Below are 17,050 nucleotides of genomic sequence, written 5' to 3' on the forward strand. Positions count from 1 at the left end.
TGGTACTGCAGGGGGGACCCTGTGGGAGAGTAGGACGCCGCCGAACAATCTTTGATGAAAACCCCGCATCCTCGGATGCGGGGTTTTCTGCGTTTAGGGTTCAGTTATGCGCTATGACCTGGTGATCTTCGACAACGATGGTGTGCTCGTCGACAGTGAGCCCATTTCCAACCGGCTCCTGGCGGCGTACCTCACCGAACTCGGGCATCCGACCTCCTACGAGGACTCCCTGCGTGACTACATGGGCGCCGCCATGCACCGCGTGCACGACCTGATCGCGGAGCGGACCGGGCAGCGGTTGCCGGGCGACTTCGACGACGTCTTTCACGGACGGGTCTTCGCCGCCTTCAAGCGGGAGTTGAAGGCGGTGGCCGGCGCCGCGGACGTACTGGGGAAGCTGGCGGCCGAGGGGGTGCCGTACTGCGTGGCCTCGTCGGGGAGTCATGAGCGGATCCGGGTCGGGCATCGGGCGGCCGGGCTGGAGCGGTGGTTCGATGACGGGCGGATCTTCAGTTCCGAGGATGTGGGGCGCGGGAAGCCGGCGCCCGATCTGTTTCTCCACGCGGCCGAGCGGATGGGGGCCGCGCCGGAGCGGTGCGTCGTCGTCGAGGACAGCCGGCTGGGAGTGCAGGCGGCGGTCGCGGCCGGGATGGATGTGTACGGATTCACCGCCATGACCCCGGCGGCCAGGCTGAGCGGGGCGACGCGACTCTTCGGCGACATGGGGGAGTTGGCTGAGCTGCTGATCTGACCAGAGGCTTGAAGCTGAGGGAAATTCACCTTTGGCTGGATATACCCAGCGGTACGCCGGGGCCCTACGCTCGCCGCCATGACTCGTGTGCTGCGGCGCGGTAGGGCCTCGTTGGCGTTCGGCTTCTTCGCCCAGGGCGTGGCCTTTGCCCTGCTGGTGACCCGGATTCCGGCGATCCAGGACCGGTACGGGGTCTCCGACGCGTTGCTGCCGGCTTTTCTGGCCGCGGTGCCGGTGCTGGCCGGGGTCGGGAGCGTGGCGACCGAGCGGCTGGTGAAGCGCGTACCGCCGAGTTCGGTGCTGCGGTGGTCCCAGCCCGTTGTGCTGCTCGCGCTGTTCGGGGTGGGTGCTGGGGAGCGGATGGTGGAGTTGGCGGTGGCGCTCGCCGCGTTCGGCCTTGCCGTGGGGGCGCTGGATGCCTCGATGAACATGCTCGGGGTGAGCCTGCAGCGGTCGTACGGGCGGAGCATCATGCTCGGGTTCCATGCCGCGTACAGCCTCGGGGGGATCGTGGGGGCCTCGCTGGCGTGGGTGGGGGCGCACTGGGAGCTGGCGCTGGTCGTGTCGTACATGCCGGTGGTGGGGGTGTTGCTGCCGGCCGCTCTGGTGGGGAGCCGGTGGTACGTCGACGGCGGCCGCGCGAAGGCGGTCGACGGGGAGGGCGCGGGTGAGGCGGGGGGTGTCGTCTTCCGGGCGTTGCTGCCGTTGTGTCTGGTGATGACCTTCGCGTACATCGGGGACGCGACCGTTTCCAACTGGAGCGCGAAGTACTTGCAGGACGTGCTGGGGAGCTCGGAGCAGATGGCGACGGTTCCCTACAACGTCTACATGATCACCACGCTGGTGGGGCGGGCCCTGGGGGACTTCGGGGTGCGGCGGTTCGGTGCCGTGGGTGTCGTACGGGGTGGGGCGGTGGTCGCCGCGGTGGGGTTCGCGGTGGTGGCGGGGGCCCCCGGGGCGTGGACCGGGATGGTCGGGTTCACGCTGCTGGGGCTGGGATTGTGTGTGCTGGTTCCGCAGACGTTCGCGGCGGGGGGAAGGTTGTTTCCGGGAGCTTCGGATGCGGCCGTGGCCCGGCTCAATGTCTTCAACTACGTGGGGTTTTTGATCGGTTCGCCTTTGGTGGGGGCCTTGGGTGATGCCTGGAGCTATCGGGGGGCGATGCTCGTGCCGCTGGTGTTGGTGCTGGTGACACTCGTGTACGCCCGGTCGTTCGCCGCTCAACCGGACCGATACGGTGGCGGGCATGAGCGGCCGCGCACAGCTGATGTGGGACGAGGCAGTAACGAGCTATGACTTCGGGCCGGACCATCCGATGGATCCGGTCCGGCTGGCGCTGACCCGGAGACTGGTCGAGGCGTTCGGGCTCGATCGCGAGATGGATGTCGTGGCGGCGAAGGCGGCGGGGGAGTCGACGCTGCGGCTGGTCCACCGGGAGGACTACATCGCGGCGGTGAAGGCCGCGTCGACGGATCCGCGGACGGCCGACCAGTCGTACGGCCTGGGGACGCTGGACGATCCGGCGTTCGCCGGGATGCATGAGGCGTCGGCGCTCATCGCCGGGCAGTCGGTGGGAGCGGCGGAGGCCGTGTGGCGGGGGGACGCGCTGCACGCGGTGAACTTCGCGGGCGGGCTGCATCATGCGATGCCGGCGGCGGCGTCGGGGTTCTGCATCTACAACGACGCCGCACTGGCCGTTGCCCGGTTGCTGGAGCTGGGTGCTGAGCGGGTCGTCTATGTGGATGTCGATGTGCACCACGGGGACGGGGTGCAGGCGGCGTTCTGGGAGGATCCGCGGGTTCTGACGATTTCGCTGCATGAGCATCCCCGGACCTTGTTCCCGCAGACCGGGTGGCCGGAGGAGACGGGAGCGGACGGGGCCGCGGCGGGCTCGGCGGTGAATGTCGCGTTGCCGGCGGGGACGGGGGATGCCGGGTGGCTGCGGGCGTTCCACGGGGTGGTGCCGGAGCTTGTCGCCGCGTTCCGGCCGCAGGTGCTGGTGTCTCAGCACGGGGCCGATACGCATTTCGAGGATCCGTTGGCGCATCTGGCGGTCTCGCTGGACGCCCAGCGGGCCGTGCAGGTCGCCTGTCACGAACTGGCGCACGAGTACGCCGGGGGGCGCTGGGTGGCCTTGGGCGGAGGCGGCTACGCGGTGGTGGATGTGGTGCCGCGGTCCTGGACCCACCTGGTGGGGATCGCCGCCGGGCGGGAGGTGGCGCCCGAGGCGATGATTCCCGAGGGGTGGCGGCAGGAGGTCTTCGCTCGGACGCGGCAGTTGGCGCCGGGGCGGATGACTGATGGGCGGTGGCCCGTGGAGTGGGGGGACTGGGAGGCGGGGTACGACCCCGCGGATCGGTTGGATCAGGCTGTGCTGGCCACTCGGCGGGCGGTGTTTCCGTTGCGAGGGTTGTTGGCGTAGGGGCGCCCCTGTCAAGTGAGGCTGCCCAGCCCACGGGCTCGGTTTGGCGAGGCCGGTCGGGACCCCGGGCCCCCGTCACCCTCCCGCGGCTGCGCCGTTACGCCAACCGAGCCCCGTATCCCCGTTCCCGCCCCCATCCCCCGCCTCCGTCCGTCACCATCCCTCCATGCCCACCCCCACCGCCCTTCGATCCCGCCTCCGCGCGCACCTTCTCGCTGCCCGGCTGGCCGGGGTCGTGGCGACCTCTCGGGAAGTGAGCCTGCGGAGTTATCGGGGATTCGCGGCGCGCGATCCTCGGTTGTTGATCGGGATCGATCCTGAACGGACCTGGACCGAGCGGGATTTGGTCGGACTGATGGCGGACAAGTGCGGGGTATCCGCTGATCCGGGGTGTGTTTCCGGCCAGGATGTGATTGACCCGGAACTGACCCTCGCCGCCCTGGAGGCGTTCTCCGAGCGGCTCGCGGTCGTCGCGCAGCGTGGTGCCCCCGTGTTGTTCGGGACCGGTCATCCGCACCGGTTGCTCGGTTTCTACGGCGCCCTGGCGGACGCCATGTCGGCGGCCGGATGTGCCGTCCTCACCCCGGCGCAGGGTCGCTCTGTCGACATAACGACTAGGTTCGGCCTACGCACGTACAGCCTTGATTACGTACGAGGCGTCGCGATGGTGCGGGAACCCGGCGTGCCCGGCCGCGGTGGTGCGACCGGCGCACACACCCATTCCCCCCTCCCGGTTCGTACCGTTCTGGACGCCATCGCCGAGGTCGGCGGGACCCTGCCCGAGCTGGTCGTCGGGGACCACGGATGGGTCTGCGGCGCAGGTCAGCTGGGGTTCGAGGCCATCGGTCTGGCCGATACGGACGACCCGGCTCCGTTCGTCGGCGAGGCGGAGGGGCGAGTGGCCGTGGTCGTTCCACTCGATGACGCTGTGCGGTCTGATTACTACCGGCCGCTTACCCGCTACGTACTCAATCGGGCGTGTCTGTCACAGTAGGCCGCCGATGGGTGCACCTCTTCCCCACTCGCATCACCCGCCCCTAGTCTGGGGAGTGAGCACGCAGCGACGAAGAGTCACCGGAAGGGGAAGCCGGTGGCCGTCGAGTCGAGTGCGGAAGGTTCAGGTGTGTCATGGCTGCAGCTGGAGATCAGAGGCCTCTGAGTGAGGTTCAGTTCCTTACCGTGGCGGAGGTCGCCTCGGTGATGCGAGTGTCGAAGATGACCGTGTACCGGTTGGTGCACAGCGGTCATCTGCCCGCGATCAGGGTGGGGCGGTCCTTCCGTGTCCCCGAGAACGCGGTTCACGAGTACCTCCGCGACAGCTATGTGGGGGTGGAAACCGCCTGACGGCGACCCGGGGAGATCGGTTCAGGGCACTTTCCGATCTCCCCGAGCACCTCGATTACGACCTCAGCGCTCGGGCGGGTAGGCTAGCCCCTCGTAGGTCGTGTGGGCCCATGGCGCCCAAACACCGAGTGATGAGAAGTGAGCGAGGGTAGTCGTGGGCTCTGTTATCAAGAAGCGGCGCAAGCGGATGGCCAAGAAGAAGCACCGCAAGCTGCTCAAGCGCACGCGCGTTCAGCGTCGTAACAAGAAGTAGCCGCTTGAAAAAGCAACACAAGCGGTAGATCGACGCACCGCAACGCCGCGAGAGCGTGGCTGTGGCCCCCCACCCCGTCCGGTGGGGGGCCACACGCATATCCCGGAGAAACAGGCCCCTCGCGTATGTCCACTCGGCGGTCGCGAGACTCTGGTCGTACGACCGTGATTTCCCGTCACTTGGTGCAGTGGGCGGTCATCACAGCGCAACAACCAACCGCTAGGTTGGCCGCAGACGGGGAACTCGGCAGCGGTACGAGGGCTGGAAGGAAGGCGCGGATCGTGGGCAAGGTCGTGCTCGTGACCGGAGTGGCCCGTCAGCTTGGGGGCCGGTTCGTACGACGGATCCAGCGTGACCCCGAAGTGGAACGGGTCGTCGCCGTGGACGCGGTACCGCCCGAGCACCATCTGGGCGGCGCGGACTTCATCCGGGCCGACATCCGCCAGCCCACCATCGCGCGCGTGCTGGCCGAGACGGCCGCCGACACGGTCGTCCACATGGACGTCACCGCGACCGCCCTGGGCAGCGGCAATCGGGCCACGGTCAAGGAGACCAACGTCATCGGGACGATGCAGCTGCTCGGCGCCTGCCAGAAGTCCCCGACCGTACGGCGGCTGGTGGTGAAGTCCAGCACCAACGTCTACGGCTCCGCGCCCCGCGACCCGGCCGTCTTCAACGAGACGACCCCGCCCAAGTCGCTGCCCAGCGGTGGCTTCGCCAAGGACACGGTGGAGGTCGAGGGGTACGTGCGCGGGTTCGCGCGCCGTCGACCGGACGTCGCGGTGTGCGTGCTGCGCTTCGCCAACATCCTCGGTCCCAGTGCCGACTCGCCGCTCGCCTCGTACTTCTCGCTGCCCGTCCTGCCGACCGTCCTCGGCTACGACCCGCGGCTGCAGTTCGTGCACGAGGACGACGTGATCGAGGTGCTGCGGATCGCCTCGCACGAGCCGCGGCGCGGCACTCTCAACAGCGGCACGTTCAACATCGCCGGCGACGGCGTCCTGCTGCTCTCCCAGTGCTCCCGGCGGCTCGGCCGCCCCACCATGCCGCTGCTGCTGCCCGCCGTCACGTGGGCCGGCTCGCTGGTGCGTACCCTGGGTATGACGGACTTCTCACCGGAGCAGATCCGACTGCTGACCCATGGCCGGGTGGTGGACACGACCCAGATGCGCGAGACGTTGGGATTCCAGCCCAAGTACACGACTGCGGAAACGTTTGCGGACTTCGCGCGCAGCCGTGGACCCGGCCTCATGCCGCCCGAGGCCCTCGCGGAGGCCGTCGACCGGATCGCCTCACTGCCCGTCGCGGGCGGCGGCCACCCCCCGACTCAGAGCGCCAACTGAGGAGCGCATCAACGATGGCGGACGCCAAGGTCATTCCGTTCGACGACGACCGGTCCCGCGGAAGCGCCGCGCAGCGGCCGCCGCGCCGCGGCCGGAGCGGGGGAAGCCGACGGCCCGGCGGGGAGTCCGCACGGGTCCGTGAGACGGGCGAGGTGGGCGAGGTCCAGCCCCTGCCCGGTCGGACGCGTGCGCAGGATGAGGGTCCCGTGCCCCACGAGGAGCAGCGGCCGGACCAGCCCGACGAACAGCGGCCCCTGGACGAGGGCGGCCTGGACAGGCGCGTCGCCGCCGGCCTCGCCTTCCTGCGCCGCCGCCTGACCGGCGACTACGAGGTCGACGACTTCGGCTACGACGCAGAACTCACCGACCAGGTCCTGATGTCCCTGCTGCGCCCGGTCTACGAGAAGTACTTCCGGGTCGAGGTGAAGGGCATCGAGAACATCCCGTCCGAGGGTGGCGCCCTGATCGTCGCCAATCACTCCGGCACGATCCCGCTGGACGGCCTGATGATGCAGGTCGCCGTGCACGACCACCATCCGGCCGGCCGCCATCTGCGTCTCCTCGCCGCCGACCTGGTCTTCGTCCTCCCGGTCGTCAACGAACTCGCCCGCAAGCTCGGCCACACCCTGGCCTGTGCGGAGGACGCCGAACGGCTCCTCGGGCAGGGTGAACTCGTCGGCGTGATGCCGGAGGGCTTCAAGGGCATCGGCAAGCCCTTCAGCGAGCGCTACAAGCTCCAGCGCTTCGGCCGGGGCGGCTTCGTCTCCACCGCGCTGCGCCAGGGCACCCCGATCGTCCCGTGCTCGATCGTGGGCGCGGAGGAGATCTATCCGATGCTCGGCAACGCGAAGACGCTCGCGCGCGTGCTGGGCTTCCCGTACTTTCCGCTGACGCCCACCTTCCCGTGGCTGGGCCCGCTCGGCGCGATCCCCCTGCCCACCAAGTGGACGATCCAGTTCGGCGAGCCGATCCCCACGGACGGCTATCCGCCGGAGGCGGCCGAGGACCCGATGCTGATGTTCAATCTGACCGACCAGGTCAGGGAACAGATCCAGCACACCCTGTACAAGCTGCTGGTGCAGCGCCGCTCGGTCTTCTTCTGACCGCACCGCAAGGGGCAGGGATACGACGACGGGGGCGCCCCTCTCACGAGGGACGCCCCCACGGTCGTACGACCCGAGACCTACTCGGCGTCCTCGGCGTCGAGGCCGAGCCCGGGCAGCAGACCCGGGAGCAGCGGCGGCAACGTGACGTCGGGCGCGGTCGTCGGGGGCCTGCTCTGCGACGGAGAGGCGCTGCCGATGTCCTTCGGCGGATCGAGCAGCCCGCCGGTGTTGCCACCGAGCAGGCCCTCGGACTCGTCGCCGGTCTCGGCGGACCGGCTGGGGCCCTCGCTGCCGGTGTCGCCGCTGTCCGAGGAGCCGCTGCCGCTGCTGGGTGCCGTCGAGCCGCGCCCGGACTCGGTGGCGCCCGTGGCGGGCCCGCTGCCGGGGCCGCGCCTCTTGCTGTCCTCGCTGCTGCCGCCCTGGACGGGGGGCTGCGGAAGCAGGGACTGCAGCGGGGCGACTTCCTGGTCTATGGCGTCGAAGACCGACGACACCTGCTCACTGACGTCCCCGAGCTGCACCGGCAGCCGCTCGCGCAGGGCGCCCCAGGCGTCCCGGTGCGAGTCCGAGAACGCGGAGAGGGCCTGGATGGGCCCCAGCGACTCCGGGTCGCGTTCGTACGCCGCGGTCAGCAGCCGGTGGCCCTCGGAGGCGTCGTGCGTCATCCCGGACAGGGCACGGCGGATCTCCCAGAGCGACTCGTGGTCGAGAGGGCCGCTGCGGCCGCGCTCCATCAGCCGACGGGCCTCGCTCAACCGGGTGGACGCCTGGTCGAGATACACCTGCCCGCGTTCGTCCTCGCCGTCGGCCAGACCGAGCTTGAAGTCCTCGATGCCGCGCTTGAGCCCGTAGAGCGAGTCCCCGGGCAGGGCCTCCCCGCTGGCGGCGGCCACTCCACCGAAGGCACTGGCGGCGACGCCCACGCTGAGGCCGCCGGCGGTGAGACCCTTGGCCAGGCGCGTACGCGGACGGAACTTGCCCAGCGGTGTCGCCCTGTGGGCGCCGCGGCTCCGCACGGAGCGCTGCTCGGGGACGGCGGGATCGGATGCCTCGCCGCGTCCCTGGAGCATCGCCTCGAACTGAGCCACCAGTTGTGCCCGCTGGACGACCTTGACCTCGGGATCCAGCTTCGGCTTCGGCAACTCGCCAAGGCCGGCCGACAGGGCCAGCAAGCGGCCCTGCTCGGTCGGTTGTTCCGCAGCAGCCGGGGCCGATTCCTCGGACTGCTCGGCCGCCGTGCCCCGATCGGACTGCTCCTCCAGGGCCTGGGCGAAGGCGTTCGCCCGCCGGTGCGCCGATACGTTCGCGATCACTGGCGGCACCTCCTCTCGTCATGACGGTCGACTCCCCAGGGGGTCCTGAGGGTTGCACGCCCCGGCCACAACCACACGATCGAGGGATCGGAGTCGGCCAGGGAGTGACCACAGGGAGCCTGCATCCCGCACAACGAGCGGCGCGGCACTTGGGTTACGGACGGCGGAGGAACGGGCGGCGAAGTCAACAGTCTTTCACCGAGGATGAGTTGGGGATCGCTGAGCGTATGCCTTCGGTTGTGGGCTCAGCGGGCGTCTTCGGGGAGGAGGCGGGCGAGGGTGCGCACGGCGCGGTACTGCAGCGTCTTGATCGCGCCCTCGTTCTTGCCCATCACGCGGGCCGTCTCGGCGACCGAGAGGCCCTGGAGGAAGCGGAGTGTCACGCACTCCTGCTGCTGGGGGTTGAGCCGGCGCACCGCGTCCAGCAACGCGGCGTTGGAGAGGGACTCCAGCACCGAGTCCTCGGGCGAGCGTTCGACCTCGTTGGCGTCGAGCATCTCGCCGGTGGTCACTTCCAGCCGGAACCGACTGGATTTGAAGTGGTCGGCGACCAGATTCCGCGCGATGGTGACCAGCCAGGCGCCGAAATCGCGCCCCTGCCAGGTGAACGTACCGATCCTGCGCAGTGCGCGCAGAAAGGTCTCGCTCGTCAGGTCCTCGGCGGTCGCCTTGCCGCCGACCCGGTAGTAGATGTAGCGGTACACGGTGTCGCTGTATTGGTCGTAGAGCCGGCCGAACGCGTCGGCCTCGCCGGCCTGGGCGCGCTCCACGAGGTCCATCATCCGGGCGCTGTCGCTGTCGGCGGCCGGACGCCGTGCGGTGGCCGCACCGGCGGCGCGGCCTCGTCTGCCGACCGCGGCGCTGCCGTCGGCCAGTGCGTAGCACGGGCCGACCGGCGCGGCGGTGGTGAATGCGGGGACGGCGTACGCGGTGGGGACGAAGCCGCGCAACAGGTCTCGGACCGTTGCGCGCAGCGTAGCCAGGCCCGAGGCGTCAACCCCGACGTGTGGGTACACGGGACTCCCAGAGGCAGAGCTTCCATCACGTGCAGTGCGGGACCTTTCACTCGACGTAGCGACGAGAGGGGTACCGGTTTGCGTCTGAGGAGAATAACGCTTCGTACAGGCACTGCTACGCCCAGTTGCTCAAATCATCGATTACGTCGCTTCCGTAACCGATTGACGCCTGATCAAGTGCCGGAGAGTGACCGGTTGTTGATCGAATGGGCTCGACTTCGGGGTCGGTACGGGGCGTGTTGTGGCCGGGTGCAGGACGGAGGACTGGGTGTGGCGTCGCGTGGGTACGGGGACTGGATTGCCCGGCGTTTCGAATGTGCTCGGCGTTGCTCCTGAGACCGAGGCGCCGCGCACCCCGGCGCGACGGCGAACCGCCCGCGCCCACCCGTGCCGCCCCAGGCGGCACGCATGCCCGCGGCGCAGGCGGACCCGACTGGCGGCTAGGAGGACGGCGCGGCAGGCGCACGAAGCCGCACCCGCGCACGGCGAGAAGGGATCGTGTCGGGGGGTGTCCGCCCGCAGCGGTTGGCGCGTCGACACGGGTGAGTTGGTAAGTGACCGATTTCGTGCCCCCGGCACGGCCCCGCCCCACCCACAGCCGGCAGGCGCACCGGGCGGGCCGCTACCGCCAGCGACGGTGCAGCGCGCGACCGCGTTATCGGCGGCGGCGGTGCAGGGCGATGGCCGCGGCGGTGCCGCCCGCGACCGCGCCCACCCCGGCGGCCGCCGGGATGCCGACCTTCGCCGCCTTGCGTCCGGTCCGGTAGTCCCGCAGCCGCCAGTCCTTCTCCCGCGCGTGCTTGCGCAGCTTGCTGTCGGGATTGATGGCGTACGGATGCCCCACCAGGGAGAGCATCGGAATGTCGTTGTGCGAGTCGCTGTACGCCGCGCAGCGCGAGAGGTCCAGCCCCTCCGCCGCGGCCAGCGCCCGCACCGCCTCAGCCTTCGCCGGCCCGTGCAGCGGCTCGCCCACGAGCTTGCCCGTGTACACGCCGCTCACGGACTCCGCCACGGTCCCGAGCGCCCCCGTGAGCCCCAGCCGCCGTGCGATGACCTGAGCGATCTCCACCGGAGCGGCCGTCACCAGCCACACCTTCTGCCCGGCGTCCAGATGCGCCTGCGCCAGCGCCCGGGTCCCGGGCCAGATCCGCTCGGCCATGTACTCGTCGTAGATCTCCTCGCCGATCGACTGGAGCTCGGCGACCCGATGCCCCTTCACGATCGACAGCGCCGACTCCCGCACGTCCTGCATGTGGTCCGGGTCCTCGAACCCGGCAAGCCGGAACCACGCCTGCTGCCAGGCGAACTTCGCGAGATCACGGGTCTCGAAGAACTTCCGCTTGTACAGCCCGCGCCCGTAATGGAACAGCGCGGCACCCTGCATCACGGTGTTGTCGAGGTCGAAGAAGGCGGCGGCCCGCACGTCGCCGCGCACGGGAAACTCCGGCTCGTCGCCGCCGGCGACGACGGAGGTGTCCTGTGTCTTGCGCGCGGCCTCCGCCGCGGCCTCGCCTGCCAACACGCTCCGCGCCGTGGCGGAGCGCCTACGGGGAGTGAGCCATCCGAGAGCGGCCATGGCGTGAGCATAGCCATTCTGTTCGGAGGTTCCGGAGTCGAGAGGTTGGAACGCCGTGAACTCTCCGGGTCCGTGCCGTTAAGCAACGACCCCGCGTGGCGCGACAATGACCGGCATGAGCCCGATTTTCCGCCGCAAGCCCGCCACCTCGGACGCAGTACCCGCAGCCACGCCCCGGGAGCGCCTGGTCACGCTCATCCGCAAGCCCGGCTGCCATCTGTGTGATGACGCACAGATCGTGATCGAGAAGGTCTGTGCCGACCTCGGTGTGTCGTGGGAGCAGAAGGACATCACCGAGGACAAGGAACTCCACGACACATACTGGGAACAGATCCCCGTCGTCCTGGTGGACGGCGTGCAGCACACGTTCTGGCGGGTGAACGAGGACCGCCTCCGCAAGGCGCTCACCGGGTGACCGGTGAGTAGCCCCCGGCTGACTCCCGAGTAGCCGACGGCCTAACCGGGCGCTCGGTCTGGCTTAGGATCGACGGCGACCTGGTCTCGGGGGCGGGAACTTTTCAGGAGAGTGTTCGATTGTGGCCCCCTTCTCGCCCCCTCACGGAGCGCGCGTGACCCCGGTCACGTTGGCCGGGCAAATCGGACACCATCTTTGTGCACGCGTTCACAAAGACATAGCCTGCATTCGACGGGGCGGTCCGGGGACGTATGACCGCCTGCAGCCCCGCTCTACCCGCAGGAGCACCGTGGCAACTGGCCGAACTCACCGACCGGCGACCCGTAGCCGAGGGATTCCCGAGGCCACCGTCGCCCGTCTTCCGCTCTACCTCCGAGCCCTCACCGCACTGTCGGAGCGCTCGGTACCCACGGTCTCGTCCGAGGAACTGGCAGCCGCGGCCGGGGTCAACTCCGCGAAGCTCCGTAAGGACTTCTCCTATCTCGGCTCGTACGGCACCCGTGGTGTCGGATACGACGTCGAGTATCTCGTCTACCAGATCTCCCGCGAACTCGGCCTCACCCAGGACTGGCCGGTTGTGATCGTCGGTATCGGTAACCTCGGCGCCGCCCTCGCCAACTACGGCGGGTTCGCCTCCCGTGGCTTCCGGGTCGCCGCGCTCATCGACGCCGACCCCGCGCTCACCGGCCGTGCGGTCGCGGGCATCCCGGTTCAGCACACCGACGACCTGGAGAAGATCATCCAGGACAACGGCGTGTCGATCGGCGTGATCGCGACCCCCGCGGGCGCCGCACAGCAGGTGTGCGAGCGGCTCGTCGCCGCCGGCGTCACCTCCATCCTGAACTTCGCGCCGACCGTGCTGTCCGTTCCGGACGGCGTCGACGTGCGCAAGGTGGACCTCTCCATCGAGCTGCAGATCCTCGCCTTCCACGAGCAGCGCAAGGCCGGCGAGGAGGCCGCGTCGGCGCCCGGCGACGGCGTCCCGGCCGCCGTCGCGCGCAAGCAGTCCGCCGACAAGGGACCTGACGGGGACGTACCCGCCGTGATGCCGGCATGAGTCTGCTCGTCGTCGGACTGAGTCACCGCAGTGCTCCGGTGAGCGTGCTGGAGCGGGCCGCCCTGAACGCGGACGCCCAGGCCAAGCTGGTGCAGGACACGGTCGCCGCGGAACCGGCCACCGAGGCCTCGGTGCTCGCCACCTGCAACCGCATCGAGCTGTACGCCGACGTGGACAAGTTCCACGCCGGTGTCGCCGAGCTGTCCACGCTGCTCGCCCAGCACAGCGGGGTCGGCCTGGACGAGCTCACGCCGTACCTCTACGTGCACTACGAGGACCGGGCCGTCCACCACCTGTTCTCGGTGGCGTGCGGGCTGGACTCGATGGTCGTCGGCGAGGGGCAGATCCTCGGCCAGATAAAGGACTCGCTGGCCCGCGCGCAGGAGCTGCACACCGCCGGACGGCTGCTGAACGACCTCTTCCAGCAGGCGCTGCGGGTCGGCAAGCGTGCCCACACCGAGACCGGCATCGACCGGGCCGGGCAGTCGCTGGTCACCTTCGGCCTGGAGCAGCTGACCTCCGGCGCGGCGGTGGAGAAGTGGGCGCGGGGCAAGCGCGCGCTGGTGATCGGCGCCGGCTCGATGTCCTCGCTGGCCGCCGCGACGCTGGCGCGGGCCGGGGTCGGCGAGATCGTCGTCGCGAACCGCACCCTCGACCGGGCCGAGCGCCTGGCCCAGATCCTGAACCAGGCCGACGACACGGACGTGGTGGCCCGGGCGGTACCGATGGACGCGGTGCGGGCCGAGCTGACACGTGCCGACATCGCGGTCTCCTGCACCGGCGCCACCGGGCTGGTGCTGCAGGCGGAGGAGATCGCGGCCGCGGTCGAGGGCCGCACCGGCCGCCCCGCGCACGTCGAGGAGAGCGCCGCGGAGTCCCGTACGACGCCGAGGACGGACGCACGGCAGACGCCGCTGCCGCCCACCTCCGTGGGCGCCGACGAGAACTGCCCCCTTGACCTGACCGCGCCCGGCTTCTCCGTGATGGGGGAGGCCGCCGTGGCCGGCATCGACGCGGCGACGCTGGAGCAGCACGCCGCGTGGGCCGCCGGCAGCGCGGTCGAGCGGCGGGAGGCGGCGCGCAAGGCGCCGGAGGTGACGCCCGAGCTGATCACCGCGCTGGCCGCGACCGTGGCCACCGTCGGCCGGATCGCCGAGCACCGCAAGCCCGAGCCGGTCGCCGAGGCGCCGCGCCCCGAGCCGTCCCTCTTCCTGCTCGACCTCGCGATGCCGCGTGACATCGACGCGGCCGTGCACCGGTTGGCCGGCGTGCGGCTCGTCGACATCGAGTCGCTGGCCGAGGCGTCCGCGGACGCCCCGATGGCGGCCGACGTCGACCAGGTCCGCCACATCGTCTCCGACGAGGTGGCGGCGTTCGGAGCCGCCCTGCGGGCCGCGCACATCACGCCGACCGTGGTCGCGCTGCGGACGATGGCCGCCGACGTCGTGGCGGGCGAGATCGCCCGCCTGGACGGGCGGCTGCCCGGTCTGGACGACAGGCAGCGTGGCGAGATCCGGCAGGCCGTGCACCGGGTCGTCGACAAGCTGCTGCACGCGCCGACCGTACGGGTGAAGCAGCTCGCGGCCGAGCCCGGCGGTGCCGGGTACGCAGACGCGCTGCGCACCCTGTTCGACCTCGACCCCGAGACGGTGGCCTCCGTCTCCCGTGCCGAGGAAAGCATGGAGAAGAACGCACAGAACCGAGGGCCGGCATGACTGAGAAGGCACTGAGACTGGGGACGAGGCGGAGCAAGCTCGCCATGGCCCAGTCCCGGCAGGTGGCGGAAGCCGTGAGCCAGGTGACCGGACGGCCTGTCGAGCTCGTCGAGATCACCACGTACGGCGATGTCTCGCGCGAGCACCTCGCGCAGATCGGCGGCACGGGCGTGTTCGTGACCGCGCTGCGCGACGCGCTGCTGCGGGGCGAGGTCGACTTCGCCGTGCACTCGCTGAAGGACCTGCCGACCACGCAGCCCGAGGACCTGGCGCTGGCCGCCGTCCCGCTGCGCGAGGACCCGCGGGACGTGATCGTCGCACGGGACGCGCTGAAGTTCACCGACCTGCCGCGCGGGGCCCGCATCGGTACCGGTTCGCCGCGCCGGATGGCGCAGCTGAACGCGTTCGCGCGCGGGCACGGGCTGGACATCGAGACGGTGCCGATCCGCGGCAACGTCGACACCCGGATCGGGTACGTCCACAAGGGCGAGCTCGACGCCGTCGTGCTGGCCGCCGCCGGACTGCAGCGGATCGGCCGGATCGACGAGGTGACCGACTTCCTGTCGGTCGACACGGTTCTGCCCGCCCCCGGCCAGGGGGCCCTGGCGATCGAGTGTGCCGCGGACAACGCGGACCTGATCGCCGTGCTCGGTGAGCTCGACGACCCGTTCACCCGGATCGCCGTGACCGCCGAGCGGTCCCTGCTCGCCGCCCTGGAGGCCGGTTGCAGTGCCCCCGTGGGCGCGCTCGCCGACCTGCTGGCCGACGGGCAGATTGTCAAGGAAATGCGCCTGCGGGGCGTCGTCGGCACGACCGACGGTTCTCGCATGGTGCAGCTGTCCACCACCGGTCCCGTGCCCGAAACGCACGACCGGGCAGTGGCACTCGGCCGCGAACTCGCCGCCGAGATGCTCGCCCAGGGCGCGGCCGGTCTGATGGGGGAGCGAGCACAGTGAGCCCCACCACCCTTCCCGCCGCCGGTCCGGAACACGGTCACGTCACCTTTCTCGGTGCCGGACCCGGGGATCCGGGACTGCTGACTCTGCGCGCTGTCGAAGCGCTGGCGCGTGCGGACGTACTCGTCGCCGAGCACGAGGTGCTCGACGTGGTACGTACGCACGCCAGGCCGGGCGTCACCGTCGTGAACACGGAGCCGGGTCCTTCGTCGGACCTCAATCCGGGCTCAGGCACGCCTCAGCTGACGGTCGTTGACGGTACGTCAGCAACCGTCGTCCCCGCGGTGCGGGATGCCGCACATCTTGTCATGGAGGCCGCGCGGGACGGCAGGCGGGTCGTCCGTGCGGTGTCCGGGGACCCGGGACTTGATACGTACGCCGCCGAGGAAATGCTCGCCTGCGCCGCGGCGGGTGTTCCGTTCGAGGTCGTGCCCGGTGTCGCGGCCGCGGTCGGGGTGCCGGCGTACGCCGGTGTGCCGCTGCGGGACGCGCAGGGGGCGGACGTCCGGTTCGTCGACGCCCGGACCGCCTCCGACCGGTGCTGGACCGAGGTCGGGGTGTCGGACGGGACCGTGGTCGTGTCGACCACGCTCGACTCCGTGGCCGCCGCCGCCGGCGAGCTGGTGTCGGCGGGGCGCAAGCCCGATACGCCGATGAGCGTGACGGTCGCGGGCACCACGACGCGGCAGCGGACGTGGAGCGCGACGCTGGGCACCATCGCGCAGACGCTGAAGCAGGCGAAGGTGCTGCCCTCGCCCGAGGGCGGGCGGCCTGTGATAGCCGTGGTCGGGGAGCGTTCCGCCGCGGCTCAGCGCGAGCAGTTGTCGTGGTTCGAGTCCAAGCCGCTGTTCGGCTGGAAGGTGCTCGTGCCGCGGACCAAGGAGCAGGCGGCTTCGCTTTCCGACCAGCTGCGGTCGTACGGGGCCGTGCCGCACGAGGTGCCGACGATCGCCGTCGAGCCGCCGCGGACGCCTCAGCAGATGGAGCGGGCGGTCAAGGGGCTGGTGACCGGGCGGTACGAGTGGATCGCCTTCACCTCGGTGAACGCGGTCAAGGCCGTGCGGGAGAAGTTCGAGGAGTACGGGCTCGACGCTCGGGCCTTCGCGGGGATCAAGGTCGCCGCGGTGGGGGAGCAGACGGCGAAGGCGCTGGTCGCGTTCGGTGTGAAGCCGGATCTGGTGCCCAGCGGGGAGCAGTCGGCGGCGGGGCTGTTGGAGGACTGGCCGCCCTACGACCCCGTCTTCGACCCGATCGACCGGGTGTTCCTCCCCCGGGCCGACATCGCCACGGAGACGCTGGTCGCCGGGCTGATCGAGCTCGGGTGGGAGGTCGACGACGTCACGGCCTACCGGACCGTGCGGGCGTCGCCGCCGCCGGCCGAGACGCGGGAGGCGATCAAGGGCGGCGGGTTCGACGCCGTGCTCTTCACGTCGTCCAGCACCGTGCGGAACCTGGTGGGAATCGCCGGCAAGCCGCACAACGTGACGGTGATCGCGTGTATCGGGCCCGCCACGGCCAAGACCGCCGAGGAGCATGGGCTCCGGGTGGATGTGATGGCTCCGGAGCCGTCCGTGCACAAGCTGGCGGAGGCGCTGGCCGACTTCGGGGCGCGGCGTCGGGCCGCGGCCCTGGAGGCGGGGGATCCGGTGACGCGGCCCAGTGAGCGGCGGCCGGGGGCTCGGCGGAGGCGTACCACGTAGGGCTGCTGGGTGATTCGGCGCGCCGCCCTTGGGGCGGCGCGCCGTCGTGCCTGCGGCGGCCTGTGCGGGTGTGCCGGGCTGCT

Annotated in this window: 16 protein-coding genes; 13 read left to right on the forward strand and 3 right to left on the reverse strand. The window is 70.6% G+C overall.

Features of this window, described 5'->3' with window-relative positions; genetic code table 11:
- Positions 1-106 precede the first annotated feature (106 nt).
- From AB0O67_RS30730 to AB0O67_RS30765, 8 genes are all read left to right on the forward strand, one after another.
- Complete coding sequence (locus AB0O67_RS30730; protein ID WP_365457081.1) at positions 107-751, forward strand: HAD family hydrolase; 645 nt, start codon at positions 107-109, stop codon at positions 749-751.
- 78 nt (positions 752-829) lie between these two features.
- Complete coding sequence (locus AB0O67_RS30735) at positions 830-2,047, forward strand: MFS transporter (RefSeq protein ID WP_365457084.1); 1,218 nt, start codon at positions 830-832, stop codon at positions 2,045-2,047.
- The gene (locus AB0O67_RS30740; protein ID WP_365457087.1) at positions 1,998-3,173 is read left to right on the forward strand and encodes an acetoin utilization protein AcuC; all 1,176 of its coding nucleotides are present in this window, start codon (positions 1,998-2,000) and stop codon (positions 3,171-3,173) included. The genes AB0O67_RS30735 and AB0O67_RS30740 overlap by 50 nt, the downstream gene beginning before the upstream one ends.
- A 166-nt stretch (positions 3,174-3,339) precedes the next feature.
- Positions 3,340-4,167 (forward strand): phosphatase, encoded by an 828-nt coding sequence (locus tag AB0O67_RS30745; protein ID WP_365457090.1) that lies wholly within the window; start codon positions 3,340-3,342, stop codon positions 4,165-4,167.
- Between the two features lie 134 nt (positions 4,168-4,301).
- Positions 4,302-4,517 (forward strand): helix-turn-helix domain-containing protein, encoded by a 216-nt coding sequence (locus tag AB0O67_RS30750; protein WP_141316280.1) that lies wholly within the window; start codon positions 4,302-4,304, stop codon positions 4,515-4,517.
- A gap of 154 nt (positions 4,518-4,671) precedes the next feature.
- Positions 4,672-4,770, forward strand: coding sequence for an AURKAIP1/COX24 domain-containing protein (locus tag AB0O67_RS30755; RefSeq protein WP_003948845.1), 99 nt, complete (start codon positions 4,672-4,674; stop codon positions 4,768-4,770).
- 281 nt (positions 4,771-5,051) lie between these two features.
- Positions 5,052-6,113, forward strand: coding sequence for an NAD-dependent epimerase/dehydratase family protein (locus AB0O67_RS30760; RefSeq protein WP_365457093.1), 1,062 nt, complete (start codon positions 5,052-5,054; stop codon positions 6,111-6,113).
- A 14-nt stretch (positions 6,114-6,127) separates the two neighbouring features.
- The gene (locus tag AB0O67_RS30765; protein ID WP_365457096.1) at positions 6,128-7,216 is read left to right on the forward strand and encodes a lysophospholipid acyltransferase family protein; all 1,089 of its coding nucleotides are present in this window, start codon (positions 6,128-6,130) and stop codon (positions 7,214-7,216) included.
- A gap of 80 nt (positions 7,217-7,296) precedes the next feature.
- Here the strand turns inward: AB0O67_RS30765 and AB0O67_RS30770 are convergent, their stop codons facing one another.
- The 3 genes from AB0O67_RS30770 to AB0O67_RS30780 form a co-directional block, all read right to left on the reverse strand.
- Positions 7,297-8,532: a DUF5667 domain-containing protein gene (locus AB0O67_RS30770; RefSeq protein ID WP_365457099.1), complete on the reverse strand. Its 1,236-nt coding sequence runs from the start codon at positions 8,530-8,532 to the stop codon at positions 7,297-7,299.
- Positions 8,533-8,777: 245 nt separating this feature from the next.
- Positions 8,778-9,548 carry an ECF subfamily RNA polymerase sigma factor, BldN family gene (locus AB0O67_RS30775; protein WP_365457102.1) on the reverse strand — a complete coding sequence of 257 codons (771 nt, stop codon included), beginning with the start codon at positions 9,546-9,548 and terminating at the stop codon, positions 8,778-8,780.
- Between the two features lie 655 nt (positions 9,549-10,203).
- On the reverse strand, positions 10,204-11,124 hold the full coding sequence (locus tag AB0O67_RS30780; protein WP_365457105.1) for an HAD-IB family hydrolase: 921 nt from the start codon (positions 11,122-11,124) through the stop codon (positions 10,204-10,206).
- A 106-nt stretch (positions 11,125-11,230) separates the two neighbouring features.
- Between AB0O67_RS30780 and AB0O67_RS30785 the strand changes: the two genes are divergently transcribed.
- The 5 genes from AB0O67_RS30785 (at position 11,231) to AB0O67_RS30805 (ending at position 16,967) form a co-directional block, all read left to right on the forward strand.
- The gene (locus tag AB0O67_RS30785) at positions 11,231-11,539 is read left to right on the forward strand and encodes a glutaredoxin family protein (RefSeq protein WP_365457108.1); all 309 of its coding nucleotides are present in this window, start codon (positions 11,231-11,233) and stop codon (positions 11,537-11,539) included.
- A gap of 289 nt (positions 11,540-11,828) precedes the next feature.
- The gene (locus tag AB0O67_RS30790) at positions 11,829-12,596 is read left to right on the forward strand and encodes a redox-sensing transcriptional repressor Rex (RefSeq protein WP_365457111.1); all 768 of its coding nucleotides are present in this window, start codon (positions 11,829-11,831) and stop codon (positions 12,594-12,596) included.
- Positions 12,593-14,311 carry a glutamyl-tRNA reductase gene (locus tag AB0O67_RS30795; RefSeq protein WP_365457114.1) on the forward strand — a complete coding sequence of 573 codons (1,719 nt, stop codon included), beginning with the start codon at positions 12,593-12,595 and terminating at the stop codon, positions 14,309-14,311. Before AB0O67_RS30790 ends, AB0O67_RS30795 begins: the two co-directional genes overlap by 4 nt.
- Positions 14,308-15,267 carry a hydroxymethylbilane synthase gene (gene hemC / locus AB0O67_RS30800; RefSeq protein ID WP_365457117.1) on the forward strand — a complete coding sequence of 320 codons (960 nt, stop codon included), beginning with the start codon at positions 14,308-14,310 and terminating at the stop codon, positions 15,265-15,267. The genes AB0O67_RS30795 and hemC overlap by 4 nt, the downstream gene beginning before the upstream one ends.
- Positions 15,264-16,967, forward strand: a complete 1,704-nt coding sequence (locus tag AB0O67_RS30805) for a bifunctional uroporphyrinogen-III C-methyltransferase/uroporphyrinogen-III synthase (RefSeq protein WP_365457120.1) — start codon at positions 15,264-15,266, stop codon at positions 16,965-16,967. The genes hemC and AB0O67_RS30805 overlap by 4 nt, the downstream gene beginning before the upstream one ends.
- The last annotated feature ends 83 nt before the right edge of the window (positions 16,968-17,050 follow it).

This window comes from Streptomyces sp. NPDC086077 (assembly GCF_040686175.1).
Taxonomy (GTDB): domain Bacteria; phylum Actinomycetota; class Actinomycetes; order Streptomycetales; family Streptomycetaceae; genus Streptomyces.